We start from the raw sequence: 17,912 nt of genomic DNA, 5'->3' as shown, positions 1-17,912 counted from the left end.
CATATGCATAGCCATTCAGTTCGCGGTTGCAACGATTGCGCTCAATCAGGAAAGGTTTTGTATCGCTGCAGATACAAGTTCAATTCTATGATTCACCCTGTTTTGGAGGAAGTTACGGATGGTCACCCAACGTAAAAAGTGGTTATCGGGTGTGGTTGCCGGCCTGCTGATGGCCGCGTCCGTCACGGCGTCAGCCGAAGAGAAAACGCTGCACGTGTATAACTGGTCCGACTATATCGCGCCGGATACCCTGGCCAAATTCCAGAAAGAAACCGGTATCAAGGTGGTGTACGACGTCTTTGACTCCAACGAGGTGTTGGAAGGCAAACTGATGGCGGGCAGCACCGGCTACGATTTGGTGGTTCCTTCGTCCAACTTCCTCGAGCGTCAGTCGCAGGCCGGCATTTTCGAGCCGCTCGACAAGAGCAAAATCCCCAACTACAAAAATCTCGATCCCGAGATGCTGAAGCTGGTGGCGCACAACGACAAGGACAACAAATACGGCATCCCTTACATGATGGTGACCACCGGCATCGGCTATAACGTCGACAAGGTGAAGGCGGTGCTGGGGAAAGACGCGCCGGTCAACAGCTGGGATCTGATCTTCAAGCCGGAAAACCTCGAGAAGCTGAAAAGCTGCGGCGTTTCCTTCCTCGATGCGCCGAGCGAAGTCTACGCCACCGTGCTGCACTACCTGGGTAAAGATCCCAACAGCACCAACGCGGCGGACTATACCGGCGCGGCCAACGATCTGCTGCTGAAGCTGCGGCCGAATATCCGCTATTTCCACTCTTCCCAGTACATCAACGATCTGGCGAACGGCGATATCTGCGTGGCGATCGGCTGGTCCGGCGACGTGATGCAGGCGGCCAACCGCGCCAAAGAGGCGAAGAACGGCGTCAACGTGGCCTATGCGATCCCGAAAGAGGGGGCGCTGACCTACTTCGACATGTTCGCCATGCCGGCGGACGCCAAGAACAAGGATGCCGCCTACCAGTTCCTGAACTTCTTGCTGAAGCCGGACGTGATGGCGGACATCAGTAATCACGTTTACTACGCCAATGCGGTGAAAGATTCCACGCCGCTGGTGAATGCCGAAGTGCGCGATAACCCGAACGTCTATCCGCCGGCCGATGTTCGCGCCAAGCTGTTCACGCTCAACGTGCAGTCGCCGAAGCTGGACCGTGTCATTACCCGCGCATGGACTAAAGTTAAAAGCGGGAAGTGATGATAGGGGGATAGCCCCCTATCGTCGGTAAACCGGCAGGCGGGTGCCCCCGCCTGCATTGCCGTTTTGGGCCACGGCGCTCGCCGTGGTTTTGTGCCGCTTTACGCCGGAGAGCACCCCGATTGAACGACGCCATCCCTCGTCCTCAAGCCAAGTCGCAGAAGGTTTTCACCCCTCTGCTGGAAATCCGTAACCTCACCAAAACCTTCGACGGGCAGAACGCGGTCGAAGACGTCAGCCTTACCATCTACAAGGGCGAAATCTTTGCGCTGCTCGGCCCGTCCGGCTGCGGAAAATCCACCTTGCTGCGCATGCTGGCCGGCTTCGAACAGCCCTCGGAAGGGCAGATCGTGCTCGATGGGCAGGATATGTCGCACGTGCCGCCGTACCAGCGGCCGATCAACATGATGTTTCAGTCTTACGCGCTGTTCCCGCATATGACGGTAGAGCAGAACATCGCCTTTGGCCTTAAGCAGGACAAAATGCCGCGGGCGGAAATCGCCGAACGGGTGGCGGAAATGCTGGCGCTGGTGCACATGCAGGAGTTCGCCAGGCGCAAGCCGCACCAGCTTTCCGGCGGCCAGCGGCAGCGGGTGGCGCTGGCGCGCAGCCTGGCCAAGCGGCCGAAGCTGCTGCTGTTGGATGAGCCGATGGGCGCGCTGGACAAGAAGCTGCGCGATCGCATGCAGCTGGAAGTGACCGACATTCTCGAGCGCGTCGGTGTGACCTGCGTGATGGTGACGCACGATCAGGAGGAGGCGATGACCATGGCGGGGCGCATCGCCATCATGAACCGCGGCAAGTTCGTGCAGATCGGCGAACCGGAAGAGATCTACGAGCATCCGAACAGCCGCTTCAGCGCCGAATTTATCGGCTCGGTCAACGTCTTCGACTGCGTATTGCAGGAGCGGCACGACGACGCGCTGATCTTGCAAAGCCCCGGATTGCGTCATGCGATCAAGGTGGACCCGGACGCCTCGGTGGTGGACGGCGTGCCGATCCAGGTGGCGCTGCGGCCGGAGAAGATCCTGATGTGCGAACAGGTGCCGGCAGACGGCTGCAACTTCGCGGTGGGGGAAGTGGCGCACATTGCCTACCTGGGCGATCTGTCCATCTATCACGTGAAGCTGCACAGCGGGCAGATTATCAGCGCCCAGCTGCAAAACGGCCACCGTTTCCGCAAGGGGATGCCGACCTGGGGCGATGAAGTGCGTCTGTGCTGGGAAACCGACAGCTGCGTAGTGTTGACAGTGTAGTGGAGCCGGTGAGGAGTAACCCGTATGACCCTGCTTTCTGAACGCACGCCGGAACCGCCGGCCAAAACGCCCGGCACCTTCAAGGCGCTGTTCCACCGCCTGCTGATGGCTCACGGCCGCAAGCTGGTGATCGCGCTGCCGTATTTATGGCTGACGCTGCTGTTCATGCTGCCGTTCCTGATCGTGTTCAAAATCAGCCTGGCGGAGCTGGCGCTGGCGGTGCCGCCCTACACCGAACTGCTGAGCTGGGCGGACGGCAAGCTGAATATCGCGCTCAACTTCGCCAACTACCTACAGCTGACCGACGATCCGCTGTATATCGACGCCTATCTGCAGTCGCTGCGCGTGGCGGCGGTCTCGACGCTGTGCTGCCTGATCATCGGCTATCCGCTGGCCTGGGCGGTGGCCCACAGCAAGGCGTCAACCCGCAACATTCTGCTGCTGCTGGTGATCCTGCCTTCCTGGACCTCGTTCCTGATCCGTGTCTACGCCTGGATGGGCATTCTGAAAAACAACGGCATTCTGAATAACTTTCTGATGTGGCTAGGGGTGATCGACCAGCCGCTGGTGATCCTGCACACCAACCTGGCGGTGTATATCGGCATCGTTTATTCCTATCTGCCGTTTATGGTGCTGCCAATTTACACGGCGCTGATCCGGCTGGATTACTCGCTGGTGGAGGCGTCGCTGGATCTGGGGGCCCGGCCGCTGAAAACCTTCTTCAGCGTGATCGTGCCGCTGACGCGCGGCGGCATCATCGCCGGTTCGATGCTGGTGTTTATTCCAGCGGTGGGCGAGTTCGTGATCCCGGAACTGCTCGGTGGGCCGGACAGCATCATGATCGGCCGCGTGCTGTGGCAGGAGTTCTTCAATAACCGCGACTGGCCGGTGGCCTCGGCGGTCGCTACCATCATGCTGCTGCTGTTGATCGTGCCAATTTTGTGGTTCCACAAACACCAGAACAAGGAAATGGGGGGGCAGGAATGAACAACTTGCCGGTAGTGCGTTCACCGTGGCGCATCGCCATCCTGACGGTCGGCTTTACCTTCCTGTATGCGCCGATGCTGATGCTGGTGATCTACTCCTTCAACAGCTCCAAACTGGTGACGGTGTGGGCCGGTTGGTCCACGCGCTGGTATACCGAACTGTTTCACGACTCGGCGATGATCAGCGCGGTGGGGCTCAGCCTGACCATCGCCGCCGCCTCCGCCACCGCCGCGGTGGTACTGGGCGCCATCGCCGCCGTGGTGATGGTGCGCTTCGGCCGCTTTCGCGGTTCGACCGGTTTTGCGTTTATGTTGACCGCACCGCTGGTGATGCCGGACGTGATCACCGGCCTGTCGCTGCTGCTGCTGTTCGTGGCGATGGGGCACGCCTTCGGCTGGCCGTCGGAACGCGGCATGTTCACCATCTGGCTGGCGCATGTCACCTTCTGTACCGCTTACGTGGCGGTGGTGATCAGCTCGCGCCTGCGCGAGGTGGATCGCTCAATTGAAGAAGCGGCGATGGATTTGGGGGCGCCGCCGCTGAAGGTGTTCTTCGTCATCACCTTGCCGATGATCGCGCCGGCGCTGATCTCCGGCTGGATGCTGGCGTTCACCCTGTCGCTGGACGATCTGGTGATCGCCAGCTTCGTCTCCGGCCCGGGCGCCACCACGCTGCCGATGCTGGTATTCTCCAGCGTGCGCATGGGGGTGAATCCGGAAATTAACGCGTTGGCCAGCCTGATCTTGTTGGTGGTGGGCATTCTCGGCCTGATCGCCTGGTGGTTTATGGCGCGCTCGGAAAAACAACGATCGCGTGAATTACAGCGGGCGGCCCGTAGCTGAATCGTAACAAACCTGCTATTTTTGCAATCAATAAGTATTGCAACTAACTACCTGACTTTACATGCGCCATCTGTATTGGTGGCGCGTCGTAGCGGAACACGGATATGTCAGACATGCTGAAAAGCGGGCAGGGAATGGGATCGACTTCGGATGCGCCGGTGCCGGTGATGGTGGCGGGTACCGCCATGGTCGCGATCAAGTGTATCAGCGTGGTGCTGCTGTTGGGCGAACTGGGCGTCGACGGTGCGCAGGAGTTCGTCAACACCAGCGCGCAGGCGTGGGATTCTACCCTTATTTTTCTGGCCGGCCTGATGCTGCTGTGCCTGCAAATCAGCTGCGGCTTTGCGGTGATGCGCGGCCGCAACTGGGGGCGCTGGGGCTATGTGGTCTGCCAGTGCATCGTGGTGCTTTACCTGCTGTTGGCCACCATCGGCAGCGTTTTCCCCGAGGTGTTTACCGTGGAAGGGGAAACCAGCGGCCAAATCCTGCACGTTCTGATCCTGCAAAAGATCCCCGACGTGGTGATCCTGGCGCTGCTGTTCGTCCCTACCGCCAGCCGCCGCTTCTTCGCCGCGCGCAAGTGAGATTTTAGGCGCGCGGAGTGGTAAACTCTGCGCCCTTAATTCGTCATCCTGAACTTCACGGTAATCTTCATGCATTGCGCTTTGTATACGGCGGGCACCTGCCGTTCCTGTCAGTGGCTGGAAAAGCCCTATCCGCAGCAACTGGCCGACAAACAGCATCACCTGCAATCGTTGCTGGCCGGGCGCGACGTCGCGCAGTGGCTGCAGCCGGTGGCGGGAGAGCTGAGCGCATTTCGCAATAAAGCCAAGATGGTGGTCAGCGGCAGCGTGGAGCGCCCGCTGCTCGGCATGCTGCACCGCGACGGCACGCCGGTCGATCTGAGCGACTGCCCGCTGTATCCCGCCGCCTTTGCGCCGATGTTTGCGGTGCTGAAAAGCTTTATCGCCCGCGCGGGCCTGACGCCGTATAACGTGGCGCGCAAACGCGGCGAGCTGAAGTACCTGCTGCTGACCGAAAGCAGGCTCGACGGCGGCGTGATGCTGCGCTTCGTGCTGCGTTCGGAAACCAAGCTGGCGCAGCTGCGCGCCGCGCTGCCGTGGCTGCAGCAGCAGCTGCCGCAGCTCAAGGTGATCTCCGCCAATATTCAGCCGGTGCACATGGCGATCATGGAAGGGGAGCGCGAGATTGCGCTGACCGAACAGCAGGCGCTGGAGGAGCGGTTCAATCAGGTGCCGCTGTTTATCCGCCCGCAAAGCTTCTTTCAGACCAACCCGCAGGTGGCCGCCGATCTGTATGCCACCGCCCGCGACTGGGTGCGCGCGCTGGGTATCGACAGCATGTGGGATCTGTTCTGCGGCGTCGGTGGTTTCGGCCTGCACTGCGCGCAACCGCAAACGCGGCTGACCGGCATCGAAATCAGCGCGGAAGCGATCGCCTGCGCCCGCCAGTCGGCGCAGCGGTTAGGGCTGCTGCACGTCGATTTTCAGGCGCTCGATTCCACCCGCTTCGCCACCGCCGAAGGTCAGGTGCCGCAGCTGGTGCTGGTCAACCCGCCGCGGCGTGGCATCGGCCAGGCGCTGTGCGACTACCTGAGCCGGATGGCGCCGGACTATATTCTCTATTCGAGCTGCAACGCCGAGAGCATGGCGAAAGATATCGAGATGTTGCCGGGGTACCGCATCGAACGGGTGCAGCTGTTCGACATGTTCCCGCATACCGCGCACTACGAAGTGCTGACGCTGTTGGTGCGGATTTTATAAAACATAAGGCCCGGATAACCGGGCCTTATTGCTTACTGCGGGAACCACTTGTCGTTGATGGCCTTGTAGGTGCCGTCGGCCTTGATGGCGTCCAGCGCGGCGTTCAGCTTGGCCAGCAGCGCCTGGTTGTCGGGGCGCACCGCGATGCCGAGGCCGGTGCCGAAGTATTGCGCATCGGTGATGTGCTCACCCACCGGCGCCAGCTGCGGGTTGGTTTTCAGCCACTCGTTCACCACGGCGGTGTCGCCGAACACGCCGTCGATACGGCCGTTTTTCAGCTCCAGAATGGCGTTCTGGTAGCTGTCGTAAGAGACGGTGTTAATCTCCGGATGCTTGTCCTGCATGTATTTCTGGTGGGTGGTGCCATTTTCCATGCCGAGCTTTTTGCCTTTCAGATCCGCCAGCGAGCTGAACTTGCCTTTTTGCGCGATCACGATCGCCGAGTTGGCGTAGTAAGGCTGGGTGAAAGCGACCTGTTTGCTGCGCTCCGGCGTGATGTCCATACCGGAAATCACCGCATCGTATTTCTTGAATTTCAGCGCGGCGATCAGGCTGTCGAACGCCTGGTTGGTGAAGGTGCACTGCGCCTGCATCTGCTTGCACAGCGCGTTGGCCAGATCGATATCGAAGCCGACGATCTGGTTGTTGGCGTCCAGCGATTCGAACGGCGGGTAGGTGGCGGAAGCGGCGAAGCGGATGGTCTCGGCCGCGGTAGCGTTAAAGGTGATCCCGGCCAACATCGTCGCGGCAAGCAGCAGTTTTTTCATGCGTAGAGCTCCTGTCTGAATCCTGAAAGTGATTATTCGCTATCGTTTGTTTTTACTGGTAATCGCCAGAGGTTTTTACGTGTGCGCCTGCTGATAACCCTGCCACTGGGTGAATTAAAATGCAATATAAATGATTAAGTATTGCTGTGGGGATAAAAAAAGCCCCGCGCAATGGCGGGGCTCATGGAGGGAGGCGGCCTCAGTTGCGGCGTTCAAACGCCAGCGCGCGGCGCTCCACCAAGCGCATCAGCAGCGTCAGCAGGCCGTTGACGCACAGGTACACCAGGCCTGCGGCACCGAATACCATGACGTCGTAGGTGCGGCCGTACATCAGCTGGCTGTAGCCCATCACCTCCATCAGCGTGATGGTGTAAGCCAGCGAGGTGCTTTTGAACACCAGCACCACTTCGTTGGAGTAAGACGACAGCGCGCGCTTGAAGGCGAACGGCAGCAGGATGCGCAGCGTCTGCCGGCGCGACATGCCCAGCGCTTCGCACGACTGCCACTGTCCGGCGGGAATGGCGCGCACCGCGCCGTAGAACAACTGCGTGGTGTAGGCCGCGCTGTTCAGCGCCAGTGCTATCATCGCGCACAGCCAGGGCTGCGACAGCAGGTTCCACAGCCACGGGTAGTCGCGGATGGCCGGGAACTGACCGGGGCCGTAGTAGATCAGGAAGATCTGCACCAGCAGCGGTGTGCCGGTGAACAGCGTCACGTAGATCTTGACCAGCGGCGTCAGGATTGGCGTTTTCAGCGTCAGTATCACCGTCAGCAGCAGCGACAGCACCAGCGCGACGATCAGCGCGGCGACGGTCAGCGTCAGGCTGGTGTGTAACCCTTTGAGGATCTCCGGTAAATACTCAATCATCAGACTGGCCCCCGCTCAAAGCGCGTGGCGCGCAGCTCAATGCGTTTGATGACGTATTGGCTGAACAGCGTCACCAGCAGGTAGATGGCCGCGGCGATCACATACCAGGTAAAAGGTTCCTGGGTGCGGGTGGCGATGCTCTTGGTTTGCAGCATCAGATCGTTCACGCTGATCAGCGACACCAGCGCGGTGTCTTTCAGCAACACCAGCCACTGGTTGCCGAGGCCGGGCAGGGCGTGGCGCCACATCTGCGGCATGATCAGGCGAAAGAAGATCGCCGCCTTGCCGAGCCCCAGCGCCTGGCCGGATTCCCACTGCCCCTGAGGCACCGCTTTGAGCGCGCCGCGCAGCGTCTGCGAAGCGTAGGCGGAATAGAGCAGGGCCAGAGCGATCACCCCGCACAGGAACGGGCTGACTTCGAAATTGTCGATCGCCAGCTGAATCGGCAGCTGGAACAGACCGAGGTTGAGGGTAAAGCCGTCGGAGAGCATCAGCAGCAGCTGCGACGAGCCGAAATAGATAAACAGCACCACCAGGATTTCCGGCAGGCCGCGCAGCACGGTCACCCAGGCGGTGCCGAGCCAGCTGACCGCTTTCCAGCGGGACGATTCCCATACGGCGAACAGCATCGCCAGAATCAGCCCGAGGATCAGGGCGCAAACGGCAAGGCCGACGGTCATGCCGGCGGCGCTTGCTAAAGGTTGTAATTCATTCATCGGGGCGTATTACTGCTGGAACCATTTTTTGTAGATGGTTTCATAGGTCCCATCCTGCTTGATCTTGTCCAGAGCGGCGTTGAACTTGCCCTGCAGATCGGTGTTCTTCTGGCGTACCGCGATGCCGAGGCCGGTGCCGAAGTAGTCTTTATCCGTCACTTTGGCGCCCACTGCCGCCAGCGCGTCATTCTGCTTCAGCCACTCGTTGACCACCGCGGTATCGCCGAACACCGCATCAACGCGGCCGTTCTTCAGATCCAAAATGGCGTTCTGGTAGCTGTCGTAAGGCACGGTGGTGATTTCCGGGTGCTTGTCGGTCAGGTATTTCTGGTGGGTGGTGCCGTTTTGCACGCCCACTTTCTTGCCTTTCAGCGCCGCCACGTCGGCGATTTTGCCTTTCTGCGCGATGAACAGCGCCGAGTTATCGTAGTACGGCTTGGTGAACAGCACCTGCTTTTCACGCTCCGGCGTGATGTCCATACCGGCCATGACCGCATCGAAACGCTTGAACTTCAGGCTCGGGATCAGGCTGTCGAACGCCTGGTTGGTGAAGGTGCACTCGGCCTGCATCTCTTTGCACAGGGCGTTGGCCAGATCGACATCAAAACCCTGAATCTTGTTGCCGGCGTCAATAAATTCAAATGGAGGATAGGAGGCTTCGGTAGCGAAACGGATCGTTTCGGCTGCGGAGGCGGAAACGCTGATGCCGGCCAGAATGGCGGCGATTATTAGTTTTTTCATCGCAAACTCCCCAAATTACAGCAAGTTAATTGTTAGTGTGATAAGTAGTTGGCAAACTCGGTGGTCCGCGGCTGCGTGAAGTGGCTGCTGTCGCCTTGCTCCACCACGTGGCCGTTTTCCATGTACACCACGCGGCTGGCGGTCTTGCGCGCCACTTCCACTTCGTGGGTGACGATCACCTGCGTGATGCCGGTGCCGGCCAGTTCGCGAATGATGCTGACGATCTGAGCGGTGATTTCCGGATCCAGCGCCGCGGTCGGTTCATCGAACAGCAGCACCTGCGGTTCCATCATCAGGGCACGGGCGATCGCCACGCGCTGCTGCTGGCCGCCGGAAAGGTGCAGCGGGAAGCGATCGGCGAAGTCGGTCAGGCGCAGACGCTTGAGCAGCTTGTCGGCACGCTCCATCGCTTGAGCCTTGGTCAGACCCAGCACGCGGCAAGGCGCTTCGATCAGGTTCTGAACCACGGTGAGGTGAGGCCACAGGTTGTATTGCTGGAAGACCATGCCGACATTTTGGCGCAGTTCGCGAATGGCTTTCTCGCCCGGCGCCTGCTTAAAGTCGAATTGGTTGCCGGCGATCTGCAGTTGGCCCGAACGCGGCATTTCCAGCAGGTTCAGCACCCGCAGCAATGAACTTTTCCCGGCGCCGCTTGGGCCAAGCAGCACCAGGGTTTCCCCGGCTGGACAATCCAGCGTGATGTCAAACAGCGCCTGGTGAGCGCCGTAATAGCAATTGATACCGTTAAGTTGAATACTCATGCGCCAGAATTGAATAGACATTGATGCCGCAAATGTTAACTTCCACAGAATACTTATGCAATCTTTGTGCGTTAAAATTTATGAGTGTGCGGCGGGACAGTAAAAGATTAGCACAAGATACCGCGACTCAAGCCGAGGGAGGGGATTTGTGGCGCAGGCTGTGAGATCGGTAGCGAAATTTTTTCTATTGGACGAAATTCGAGCGGTGGGCGGACGGCGGGGATGACCGACGCGGCAAGCCCGCGTCGGCCGGGGTATTGCGGGTTACTGGTTTTCCAGCACCTGGCGCACGCTGCCGTTGGTGGCGTGCGCTGGAACATTCAGGTAGCGAATATCATCAACCACCCAGCAGGTGCCTTCGCGCACCATCAGCACTTCGTCCTGCCAGTTCACGGTGCTGTTGGCGTCTTTTTGGTAGCTCAAGTCAACGCGCAGCGGGATGTTTTTCGCATCGGTGTTAGGAATGGTCGAGGCGCTGGCGACGGACGCGCTGCTTGGCCCCTGCGCATTGCCGGAGAACAGATCGCCGGTTATCCGGTGCTTGCCCGGGTTCTGGCCGGCGCTGACCAGATCCTGATACAGCACTTTGCTCAGGTAAGGTTGCAGCTGCGCCAGGCGGTTACTGTCCGGCAGGCCGGCGCCCTGCTGGATGCGCAGGTCATAGAACTTTTGCGCGACCGTATCCGGGCCGCCTTCCACACAGCTGCCGCTGCGGGTGCCGATATCCTTGTATGCCGGTTCCACCGTGGTACAGGCACTCAGCAACAGCGCTAAGGGTAAAACAGCCGCAATCGTTTTTGTTTTCATCTTATTACCTTATGTGAAAGTCTCTACCATGAAGACCGATAGCTTACAGTATAAATGCGTTTTTTGGCCTTGCATTCGTACTGCGTGCCATTGATTAAGCGAACATAATGCCAATCCTCTGGTCATAGATACGTTGAATTAATCAAACAAGGAATTCTGATGCAGCTTTCAACTACCCCGACCCTGGAAGGGTTCACCATCACCGAATACTGCGGCGTCGTGACCGGCGAAGCGATCCTCGGCGCCAACATTTTTCGTGATTTCTTCGCCGGCGTGCGCGATATCGTCGGCGGCCGCTCGGGCGCTTATGAGAAAGAGCTGCGCAAGGCGCGCTTGATCGCGTTCGAAGAGCTGGAAGATCAGGCGAAAGAGCTGGGCGCCAACGCGGTGGTCGGCATTGATATCGATTATGAAACCGTTGGTAAAGACGGCAGCATGCTGATGGTGACCGTCAGCGGCACCGCGGTGAAAGTCAGCCGCTAACGCTATTCTCCGCGCCCCGGCCATTCTGCCGGGGCGACGTTCTCTTGCTTTACCCCACCTTGTGCTGCTCGACGATCGGGCGGTGCTCCTGCGGTTTACCGGCGCCGGCTCCTGGCGATGCTGTATCGGCTGAACGAACGACGGGCGGATCTGCGGCGCCGGGGCCGGATGCGGCATGACGCGTTCTTGCGGCATCGGCGTCGGGCGCACTACCGCCGGGTGCGGCGCTACGGCCGGTTCGCGCACCGCCGGCTGAGCGACGTGCGGCGCGACCTGAACCGGTGGCCGCATGGCGGATTGATGCACCGGCGCGATGGCCGGCATTGGATGCGTCTGTACCGGCGCTGAATGCACGGCCATCGGCTGCTGCGCGTGGGGCGCCGCAGGCGCGGTATGCGTGAACGTCGGCATGCTCATCGGCTGCTGTACATGGGGCGCGTTGACCGATTGTTGCACGTGCGGCGCGGCCGCTACCGGCTGGGTATGCGCAAAGTTCGGCATGGTCATCGGCGCATGGGCCGCAGGCGCGACGCGCGGCTGTTGCGGCGCCGCGTTCGGCGTCGATGCGTTGAAGCGCGGCGTCGGCGCGGCGGGGGGCGTATTGTAGTTGTTCACCGTGCTGGTGCTGCTGCGATTCACATTGTTGACGTTGTTATATTGGTTGATGTTGGTGACGCGATTCACCACGGTGGTGGAATGCGACACGTAGGGCGCATTGCGGTAGACCACCGGCTGGCGCCGATCGTCCCAGCGCATATCCCAGTTGTGCCAACCGCTGTTGTGCTGATTGAACAATGAGGCGACCGCGATGCCGACGCCGAAGCTGATCACGCCGGCCGCCAACATGTCGCCGCCGCTATAGCCCGAAGGCTGATACTGATAGCTGGGGTAGGCGGGGATCGGCGTGCCGTAGGCCACCCAGGGATCGTAATGCGGGACGTAAACCGTATCCGGCTGGCTGGGCTCGATGACGATGGTTTCGCCCGGCGCTGCGACCACGCTCTGGCGATAAGACTGTTGCTCAACGTAACGGGTGGTGGGAGCCACGACGATGCGCTGCTGTGGGGTGTTTTTCAGCGTACCCTGGCTGGCCGCCCGCTGGCGCATTACCTGAATGGCGTTCATCACGTCGGTGGGATCGTTGAGGTAGGCGCTGCCCAGGGCGGTGGTCCAGGGGATGTTCTTCGCCATCTGATCGAGCACGTCGGGGAATTGCACCAGGCCGCGCACGCTGGGATCCCAGGGCTGAGCGTCGGCCGCCGAGCTGAGCGCCGCCGGCTGCAGGCCGCGGTTTTGCGCCAGCCAGGCATCCGCGGCGCTGATTTGGTCAGGGTAACCCGCGCCGGCCAACACTTGCGCCAGCAACTTATCGGGGAACAGCGCCACCGGGCTGACCAACTGGTACAGCTGATCGGCAGTCAGCGGCGTATAGGCCGGCGCACTTGCAGTGGCGGCGGGAGCGGCCGGGGGCGGCGTGCTCCCGCCCATCGCACCGGCGACTTTTTGCTGATCGCAGCCGCTGAGCGGCAGCATGGCGGCACAGAGCAACCAGGACAGATAGCGTGGTGTGAACATGTTCGACTCCGCTCTTTCAGCGCAGATGATACTTTGAGACTATCATGGGGGGCGCAGGGCGCCAGCCGAGAGAAACACTCGCTTGCACATCGGCGCTATCTGTCATCATTTCTCGATGAGCGTGATGATTGGATACAGGCTAATCGCGTCGCCTTACCATTTTCACGGACGACAATCAGGAGGATAAGTGAAAATTTGGCCAGGGATTATCGCCGCCGCGCTGTTGGCGGGGTGCCAAAATCCACAGCAGGACACGCTCGTCGATCGCGGCGCTTACCAGCTCGAAACCCTGCATCAGGCGCAGGGTGCCGATCAGCGCATCCGGTTTTTGGTGATGCACTACACGGCGGAAGACTTCCATTCATCGCTGAAAACGCTGACCGACGAGCACGTCAGCGCCCATTATCTGCTGCCGGCACACCCGCAGCGCGAGCACGGCAAACCGACGGTGTACCGGCTGGTGCCGGAGGCGATGCGCGCCTGGCATGCCGGCACCAGCGCCTGGCGCGGTCGCAGCAACCTCAACGACACCTCGATCGGCATCGAAATCGTCAACAAGGGCTTCACCCGCAGCATGCTGTTCACCCACTGGCAACCCTATACGGCGGAGCAGATCGCCGTGCTGATCCCGCTGAGCCGCGACATTATCCAACGCTATGGCATCCAGCCGCAGGACGTGGTGGGGCACAGCGATATCGCGCCGCAGCGCAAACAGGATCCCGGCCCACTGTTCCCCTGGCGGCAGCTGGCCCAGGCCGGCATCGGCGCCTGGCCGGACGAACGAGACGTGCAGCGTTTGCTGGCGGGGCGCGATCGTCATGCGCCGGTACCGATGGCGCCGCTGCTCGAAAAGCTGGCGCGTTACGGCTATGCGATCGACCCGTCATGGGATGCGCGGCAGCAGCGCAACGTGGTAGCGGCGTTTCAGATGCACTTCCGGCCCGACGATGTGCGCGGCGAGCCGGATGCAGAGAGTGAAGCGATTGTCGATGCGCTGCTGGTGAAGTACGGCGCGGCGCGTTGATTACAGGCCGTGCAGCTTGCCGTGATCTTTCAGCCAGCGGGCGGTGCGCGCGATGCCTTCTTCCAGCGAGACGATCGGCTGATAGCCCAGCTCTTGCTGCGCGCGGGTGGTATCGAGCGTGAGGTCGAAGTTGAGTTTGGCGACGCCGTAGTGGGTCAGCACCGGCTCCTTCTCGCTTTTGCTGACGAGGCGTTCCATGCCGCGCGCCATCATATCGAGCATCGGATAGGGGACGGAGCGGATATGGCACTTCATGCCCAGATCGTCGATCAGCTGCTGCACCACGGTGCGTAGCGGGCGCGGCTGCTGGTTGGTGATGTTGTAGGCGCGGCCGGACGGGGTATCTTCTTTTAGCGTCGCCAGCCACATGGCGTGCACCGCATTCTCCAGATAGGTCATGTCCACCATCGCCGCGCCGCCGCGCGGCAGCAGCAGGTTGCCGTAGCGTTTGATCATCTGTAGCAGCCGCGGCAGCATCACCTTGTCGTGCGGTCCGAACAATCCCTGCGGGCGCAGAATGGTGAAATGGGTCTGCGGATTGGACAGCGCCAACTGCTGGATCACCTGCTCGCCGGCGGCCTTGCTGCGCGCGAATTCGTTGGCGTAGCGCTGCGGGCGGAAGTCTTCGGTCACGTTGCGGTGATGGTGGTAATCGAAATAGATCGCCGGGGAGGAGATGTGAATGAACTGCGCTACGCCGTAGGCCGCCGCCCATTCGCCGAGGCGGCGGGTGGCGCGGACGTTGGCCAGTTCGAAGGCCTCTTCGGTACCCCAGGGCGAGGTAAAGCTGGAGCAGTGCCACAGCACGTCGACGTCCGCCAGCATCGCCTTGGCTTGCGAAGAGATCAGATTGGTGAGATCGGCATGAATAAACTCCGCGCCCATTTTTTCCAGCAGGCCGCCCATCGCCTGGTTGCGGCCGGTGGCGCGCACTTTGATGCCCTGGCGGCGCAGATATTCAACGGCGTTACGGCCTAACCCACTGGTGGCACCGGTGACCAATACCTTCATAACGGACTCTATTCTCACCCAAAATCGGAATACCGGCGGGCGCTTGCGGCGCTCCCAGCAAATAAGATGCCATTCTTCCGTGATTTCGTGCGCTATGCAATCGGAAAGCCCCGAAGCACAGCGGCAAACTGTGCGGTTGATCGACAAATGAACGGCGTTCAGCGCTGTTGGCGATCCCGGCTCTCAGCAAGCTCGGCGATGCGCTTCGCCATGCCGCGAAAAATGAACAGGTGTGCGGGCATCATGGCGAACCAATACAGCAGCCCGCTGAAGCCGGCCGGATGCCACCAGGCGCGCACGTCCAGCGTGCGGCGATCGCCGTGATCGGTGATGCTGAAGCTCAGCCGCCCCAGCCCCGGAGCCTTCATGCCGAACAGCAGCGCCAGTTGCCGCAGCGGCTTCAGCGTGATGACTTTCCAGCCGTCGATCTCGTCGCCCAGCGCCAGGGTCGCGCGCGCCGGGCGGCCGTAGACCACCCCGTTGCCGATCATGTCGTCCATGCGAGCGCGGATCCGCCACAGAATATTGGCGTAGAAATAGCCTTCTTCGCCCCCCAGCTGCTGCACCGTTTGCCACAGGGCCTCGCGGGTGGCGGCGGTGTCAAGCGAACAACCGGCCTGTTTTGGATAGTAACCGTAGCCGGGGCGCCAGCGGGCCCGCGCCGCCGGATCGTAGCCCCAGTCGGCGGAATCGACCACCTCCTGTTCGCGCTGCAGCGTGGTGGCGACCGCCTGATCAAAGGTGTGCAGCCGCTGCGGGATCAGGGCCTGCAGCGGCCGGCCGTCGGCGGGCAGATCGTGCTTCAGCCCCTGGATCAGCGCGCGGGCGATCGGCGGCGGCACCGAGGTGATCAGGCTGATGAACCACACCGAAATCAGCCGCGTCGGCAAAGGGATCGGGATCAGCCAGCGCCGCTTGCCGCTGAGGGCGATAAAGCGTTTGAACATATCCTGATAGCTGAGGTATTCCGGCCCGGCAACGTCGAAGATGCGGTGCTCCTGCGCCGGGTGCGCCAGCAGATCGGCCAGATAAACCAGCAGGTTCTCCAGCGCCACCGGCGACGACTTCGAACGCACCCAGCGCGGCGGCGTCAGCACCGGCAGGTTATAGACCATGTCGCGCATCACTTCGAACGCCGCCGAGCCGGGGCCGACGATGATGCCGGCGCGCAGCTCGGTCACCGGCACGCCGCTCTGGCGCAAGATCTCGCCGGTCAGGCGGCGGGCCGCCAGGTGCGGTGAGCTGTCGTCGTTCGGCTGCAGCGCGCCGAGAAAGATCACCTGTTTGACGCCGGCATTGCGCAGCGCGTCGCGTAGGTTTTCCGCCGCCTGGCGCTCCTTCTCGATAAAATCGTCGCCGTCGCCCATCGCGTGTACCAGATAGTAAAGCGTATCGATCTCCCACAGCGCCGCGCTCAGGGTATCCGGGCGATACAGATCGGCATACAGGCAGTTGACCTGCGGCCAGTTCCGCTCCTGCAGCCACTCGATGCGCCGCGCGGCGGCGGTAATCTGGTGCCCCTGTTCGATCAGGTGCGGGATCAGGTTCTGGCCTATATAGCCGCTGGCTCCAAGAACCAGTACGCGTTGGGGTGTCATCGGGCCGCCTTGTGCGGTAGAGGATTGGCAGAACGACAGGATGCCAAATTCAGGGTTTAAATGCACTTTTTGTATGGGTATAAGCCGGTTGCATCCATCCTGGCGCAGGTTCACACTACGCGCCCCCTTACCGAACGAAAAACCGGATGTCATGAAGCTCAATGTGATTTGTTACGCCCTGCTGGGCCTGGCGCTGGTCGCCAGCCTGTTCTCGCTGCATCCGGTGTGGATGTGGTTGCTGTTGGCCAACCTGCTGACGTTTCTGATCTACGGCGGCGATAAGCTGGCGGCGCGCAAAGGGTGGCGGCGGGTACCGGAGGCGACGCTGTTGTTGTTCGGCGCGCTGGGCGGATGGTTGGGCGCACTGGCGGCACAGCAGCTGTTTCGCCACAAAACCCAGAAGCAGCCGTTTAAAACCTGGTTCATCCTCAGCGTGGCGCTCAACCTGGTGGCGGTGCTGGGGCTGTGGTACTGGGTTTATGGCCGCTGGATCTTCTGATTACAACAGCAGCGGTAGGGTAGCGCTCGCGGTAGCCTGCATCGCCTGAGCGTAGGCGGGATCGCGCTGAGCCAGTTCGGCGATCATCAACTCCACCAGCAGCATGGCGCCGACCTTGGCCGGCAGGGCACCGGCGGTCAGCGGCCCTTCCGGTTTGGCTGCCACCAGCAGCGTATCCGCCATTTTAGCCAGCGGGCTGCGTTGGGTGTTGCTGATTGCGATCACGCGTGCGCCGCGCCCTTTGGCCAACGCCACCGCATGCAGCACGTCCTTGGTGGAGCCGGAGCTGGAGATGACGATCAGCAGATCCCGCTCACTCAGCGAGGCGGCGTTCATCGCCGCCCGGTGCATGTCGCTGAACAGCTGCGCCGGTTTGCCGAGGCGCAACAGTTTGTAGTGCAGAAAATCGCCGATGATGGCGCTGGCGGCGACGCCGTAAATCTGTACTGAAGCGCAACGCTGCAGGCTGTCCGCCGCCTGTTGCAGCGCCTGAGGATCCAACAGCGCGCCGGTATCCCGCAGCGCCTGCACGCTCTCTTCCACCAAATTTTCCGTTGCGCTTTGCCGCGTCGTCGCCTCCGGCTGGTTTTGTTGCAGGCTGAGGGCCAGCGCCATTTTAAATTCGGTATAGCCTTTACAGCCCAGATGGCGGCACAGCCGCGTGACGCTGGCTTCGCTGGTGGCGCTTTCACGCGCCAGTTCGGTGATGGTCAGGTAAACGGCGCGGGAGGGCTCCGCAAGAAGATAGTTGCCGAGCTTTTGCAGCGTGGGGCTGTACCCCGCCAAATCCTGCCGCAGCCGCAATAACAAGTTGCCTGTATTCATCACGTTACCTTTCTGAGTATGCCCGTTTCTATTGTGGCGGAAAGACGCCGCCGCTCGCCAGCAAAATCGACGGATTGTGAAGCCGATCATCGTTATGAATAAAATTTTCATTAAATTAATTTTAATGTGGTAAAAATTTT

At 61.0% G+C, this 17,912-nt stretch carries 18 protein-coding genes and 1 pseudogene; 9 read left to right on the top strand and 10 right to left on the bottom strand.

Annotation, left to right across the window (positions count from 1 at the left end; all coding sequences use genetic code 11):
• Positions 1-118 precede the first annotated feature (118 nt).
• From potF to rlmC, 6 genes are all read left to right on the top strand, one after another.
• Positions 119-1,228: a spermidine/putrescine ABC transporter substrate-binding protein PotF gene (potF, locus tag AC4PR2_RS11235; protein WP_048233230.1), complete on the top strand. Its 1,110-nt coding sequence runs from the start codon at positions 119-121 to the stop codon at positions 1,226-1,228.
• Positions 1,229-1,350: 122 nt separating this feature from the next.
• Positions 1,351-2,484 (top strand): putrescine ABC transporter ATP-binding subunit PotG, encoded by a 1,134-nt coding sequence (gene potG, locus AC4PR2_RS11230; RefSeq protein WP_180548339.1) that lies wholly within the window; start codon positions 1,351-1,353, stop codon positions 2,482-2,484.
• A gap of 24 nt (positions 2,485-2,508) precedes the next feature.
• Positions 2,509-3,471 carry a putrescine ABC transporter permease PotH gene (potH, locus tag AC4PR2_RS11225; protein ID WP_049202213.1) on the top strand — a complete coding sequence of 321 codons (963 nt, stop codon included), beginning with the start codon at positions 2,509-2,511 and terminating at the stop codon, positions 3,469-3,471.
• Positions 3,468-4,313 (top strand): putrescine ABC transporter permease PotI, encoded by an 846-nt coding sequence (gene potI / locus AC4PR2_RS11220; RefSeq protein WP_025302238.1) that lies wholly within the window; start codon positions 3,468-3,470, stop codon positions 4,311-4,313. The genes potH and potI overlap by 4 nt, the downstream gene beginning before the upstream one ends.
• Positions 4,314-4,417: 104 nt before the next feature.
• Positions 4,418-4,897, top strand: coding sequence for a YbjO family protein (locus tag AC4PR2_RS11215; RefSeq protein WP_047727995.1), 480 nt, complete (start codon positions 4,418-4,420; stop codon positions 4,895-4,897).
• 69 nt (positions 4,898-4,966) lie between these two features.
• On the top strand, positions 4,967-6,097 hold the full coding sequence (rlmC, locus tag AC4PR2_RS11210) for a 23S rRNA (uracil(747)-C(5))-methyltransferase RlmC (protein WP_492175133.1): 1,131 nt from the start codon (positions 4,967-4,969) through the stop codon (positions 6,095-6,097).
• Between the two features lie 32 nt (positions 6,098-6,129).
• Here rlmC and artJ (AC4PR2_RS11205) read toward each other — a convergent pair whose 3' ends face one another.
• The 6 genes from artJ (AC4PR2_RS11205) to AC4PR2_RS11180 all read right to left on the bottom strand — a co-directional run bounded on the left by artJ (AC4PR2_RS11205) (position 6,130) and on the right by AC4PR2_RS11180 (position 10,757).
• Entirely contained in the window at positions 6,130-6,864 is a 735-nt protein-coding gene (gene artJ / locus AC4PR2_RS11205) for an arginine ABC transporter substrate-binding protein (RefSeq protein ID WP_033637816.1), read from the bottom strand.
• Positions 6,865-7,063: 199 nt separating this feature from the next.
• Positions 7,064-7,732, bottom strand: a complete 669-nt coding sequence (gene artM, locus AC4PR2_RS11200) for an arginine ABC transporter permease ArtM (protein ID WP_033637817.1) — start codon at positions 7,730-7,732, stop codon at positions 7,064-7,066.
• Positions 7,732-8,448: an arginine ABC transporter permease ArtQ gene (artQ, locus tag AC4PR2_RS11195; protein ID WP_025159684.1), complete on the bottom strand. Its 717-nt coding sequence runs from the start codon at positions 8,446-8,448 to the stop codon at positions 7,732-7,734. Before artQ ends, artM begins: the two co-directional genes overlap by 1 nt.
• Positions 8,449-8,457: 9 nt before the next feature.
• Positions 8,458-9,189 (bottom strand): arginine ABC transporter substrate-binding protein, encoded by a 732-nt coding sequence (gene artJ / locus AC4PR2_RS11190; protein WP_049241111.1) that lies wholly within the window; start codon positions 9,187-9,189, stop codon positions 8,458-8,460.
• 32 nt (positions 9,190-9,221) lie between these two features.
• The gene (gene artP, locus AC4PR2_RS11185) at positions 9,222-9,950 is read right to left on the bottom strand and encodes an arginine ABC transporter ATP-binding protein ArtP (RefSeq protein WP_038884338.1); all 729 of its coding nucleotides are present in this window, start codon (positions 9,948-9,950) and stop codon (positions 9,222-9,224) included.
• 264 nt (positions 9,951-10,214) lie between these two features.
• Complete coding sequence (locus AC4PR2_RS11180) at positions 10,215-10,757, bottom strand: lipoprotein (RefSeq protein WP_049202208.1); 543 nt, start codon at positions 10,755-10,757, stop codon at positions 10,215-10,217.
• Positions 10,758-10,916: 159 nt separating this feature from the next.
• Here AC4PR2_RS11180 and AC4PR2_RS11175 point away from each other — a divergent pair, with 159 nt between their 5' ends.
• On the top strand, positions 10,917-11,240 hold the full coding sequence (locus tag AC4PR2_RS11175; RefSeq protein WP_004928400.1) for a heavy metal-binding domain-containing protein: 324 nt from the start codon (positions 10,917-10,919) through the stop codon (positions 11,238-11,240).
• 750 nt (positions 11,241-11,990) lie between these two features.
• Here AC4PR2_RS11175 and AC4PR2_RS11170 read toward each other — a convergent pair.
• A pseudogene (locus AC4PR2_RS11170) lies at positions 11,991-12,728 on the bottom strand (DUF3300 domain-containing protein); the annotation flags it as partial.
• A 274-nt stretch (positions 12,729-13,002) separates the two neighbouring features.
• Between AC4PR2_RS11170 and AC4PR2_RS11165 the strand changes: the two are divergent.
• Positions 13,003-13,839: an N-acetylmuramoyl-L-alanine amidase gene (locus tag AC4PR2_RS11165; RefSeq protein WP_087762258.1), complete on the top strand. Its 837-nt coding sequence runs from the start codon at positions 13,003-13,005 to the stop codon at positions 13,837-13,839.
• Here the strand turns inward: AC4PR2_RS11165 and AC4PR2_RS11160 are convergent, their stop codons facing one another.
• Positions 13,840-14,850, bottom strand: a complete 1,011-nt coding sequence (locus AC4PR2_RS11160) for a 3-beta-hydroxysteroid dehydrogenase (protein WP_147839503.1) — start codon at positions 14,848-14,850, stop codon at positions 13,840-13,842. It lies immediately after the preceding gene.
• Between the two features lie 158 nt (positions 14,851-15,008).
• Positions 15,009-16,448, bottom strand: coding sequence for a DUF2867 domain-containing protein (locus AC4PR2_RS11155; protein WP_147839502.1), 1,440 nt, complete (start codon positions 16,446-16,448; stop codon positions 15,009-15,011).
• A 151-nt stretch (positions 16,449-16,599) separates the two neighbouring features.
• Here AC4PR2_RS11155 and AC4PR2_RS11150 point away from each other — a divergent pair, with 151 nt between their 5' ends.
• Entirely contained in the window at positions 16,600-16,947 is a 348-nt protein-coding gene (locus tag AC4PR2_RS11150; protein ID WP_033654657.1) for a DUF1294 domain-containing protein, read from the top strand.
• Here the strand turns inward: AC4PR2_RS11150 and AC4PR2_RS11145 are convergent, their stop codons facing one another.
• Complete coding sequence (locus AC4PR2_RS11145) at positions 16,948-17,775, bottom strand: MurR/RpiR family transcriptional regulator (protein ID WP_060421676.1); 828 nt, start codon at positions 17,773-17,775, stop codon at positions 16,948-16,950.
• Between the last annotated feature and the right edge of the window lie 137 nt (positions 17,776-17,912).

This window comes from Serratia sp. A07 (genome assembly GCF_058725505.1).
Note: the sequence above shows the minus strand (reverse complement) of the source record. Positions and strands in the feature narration are given on the sequence as shown.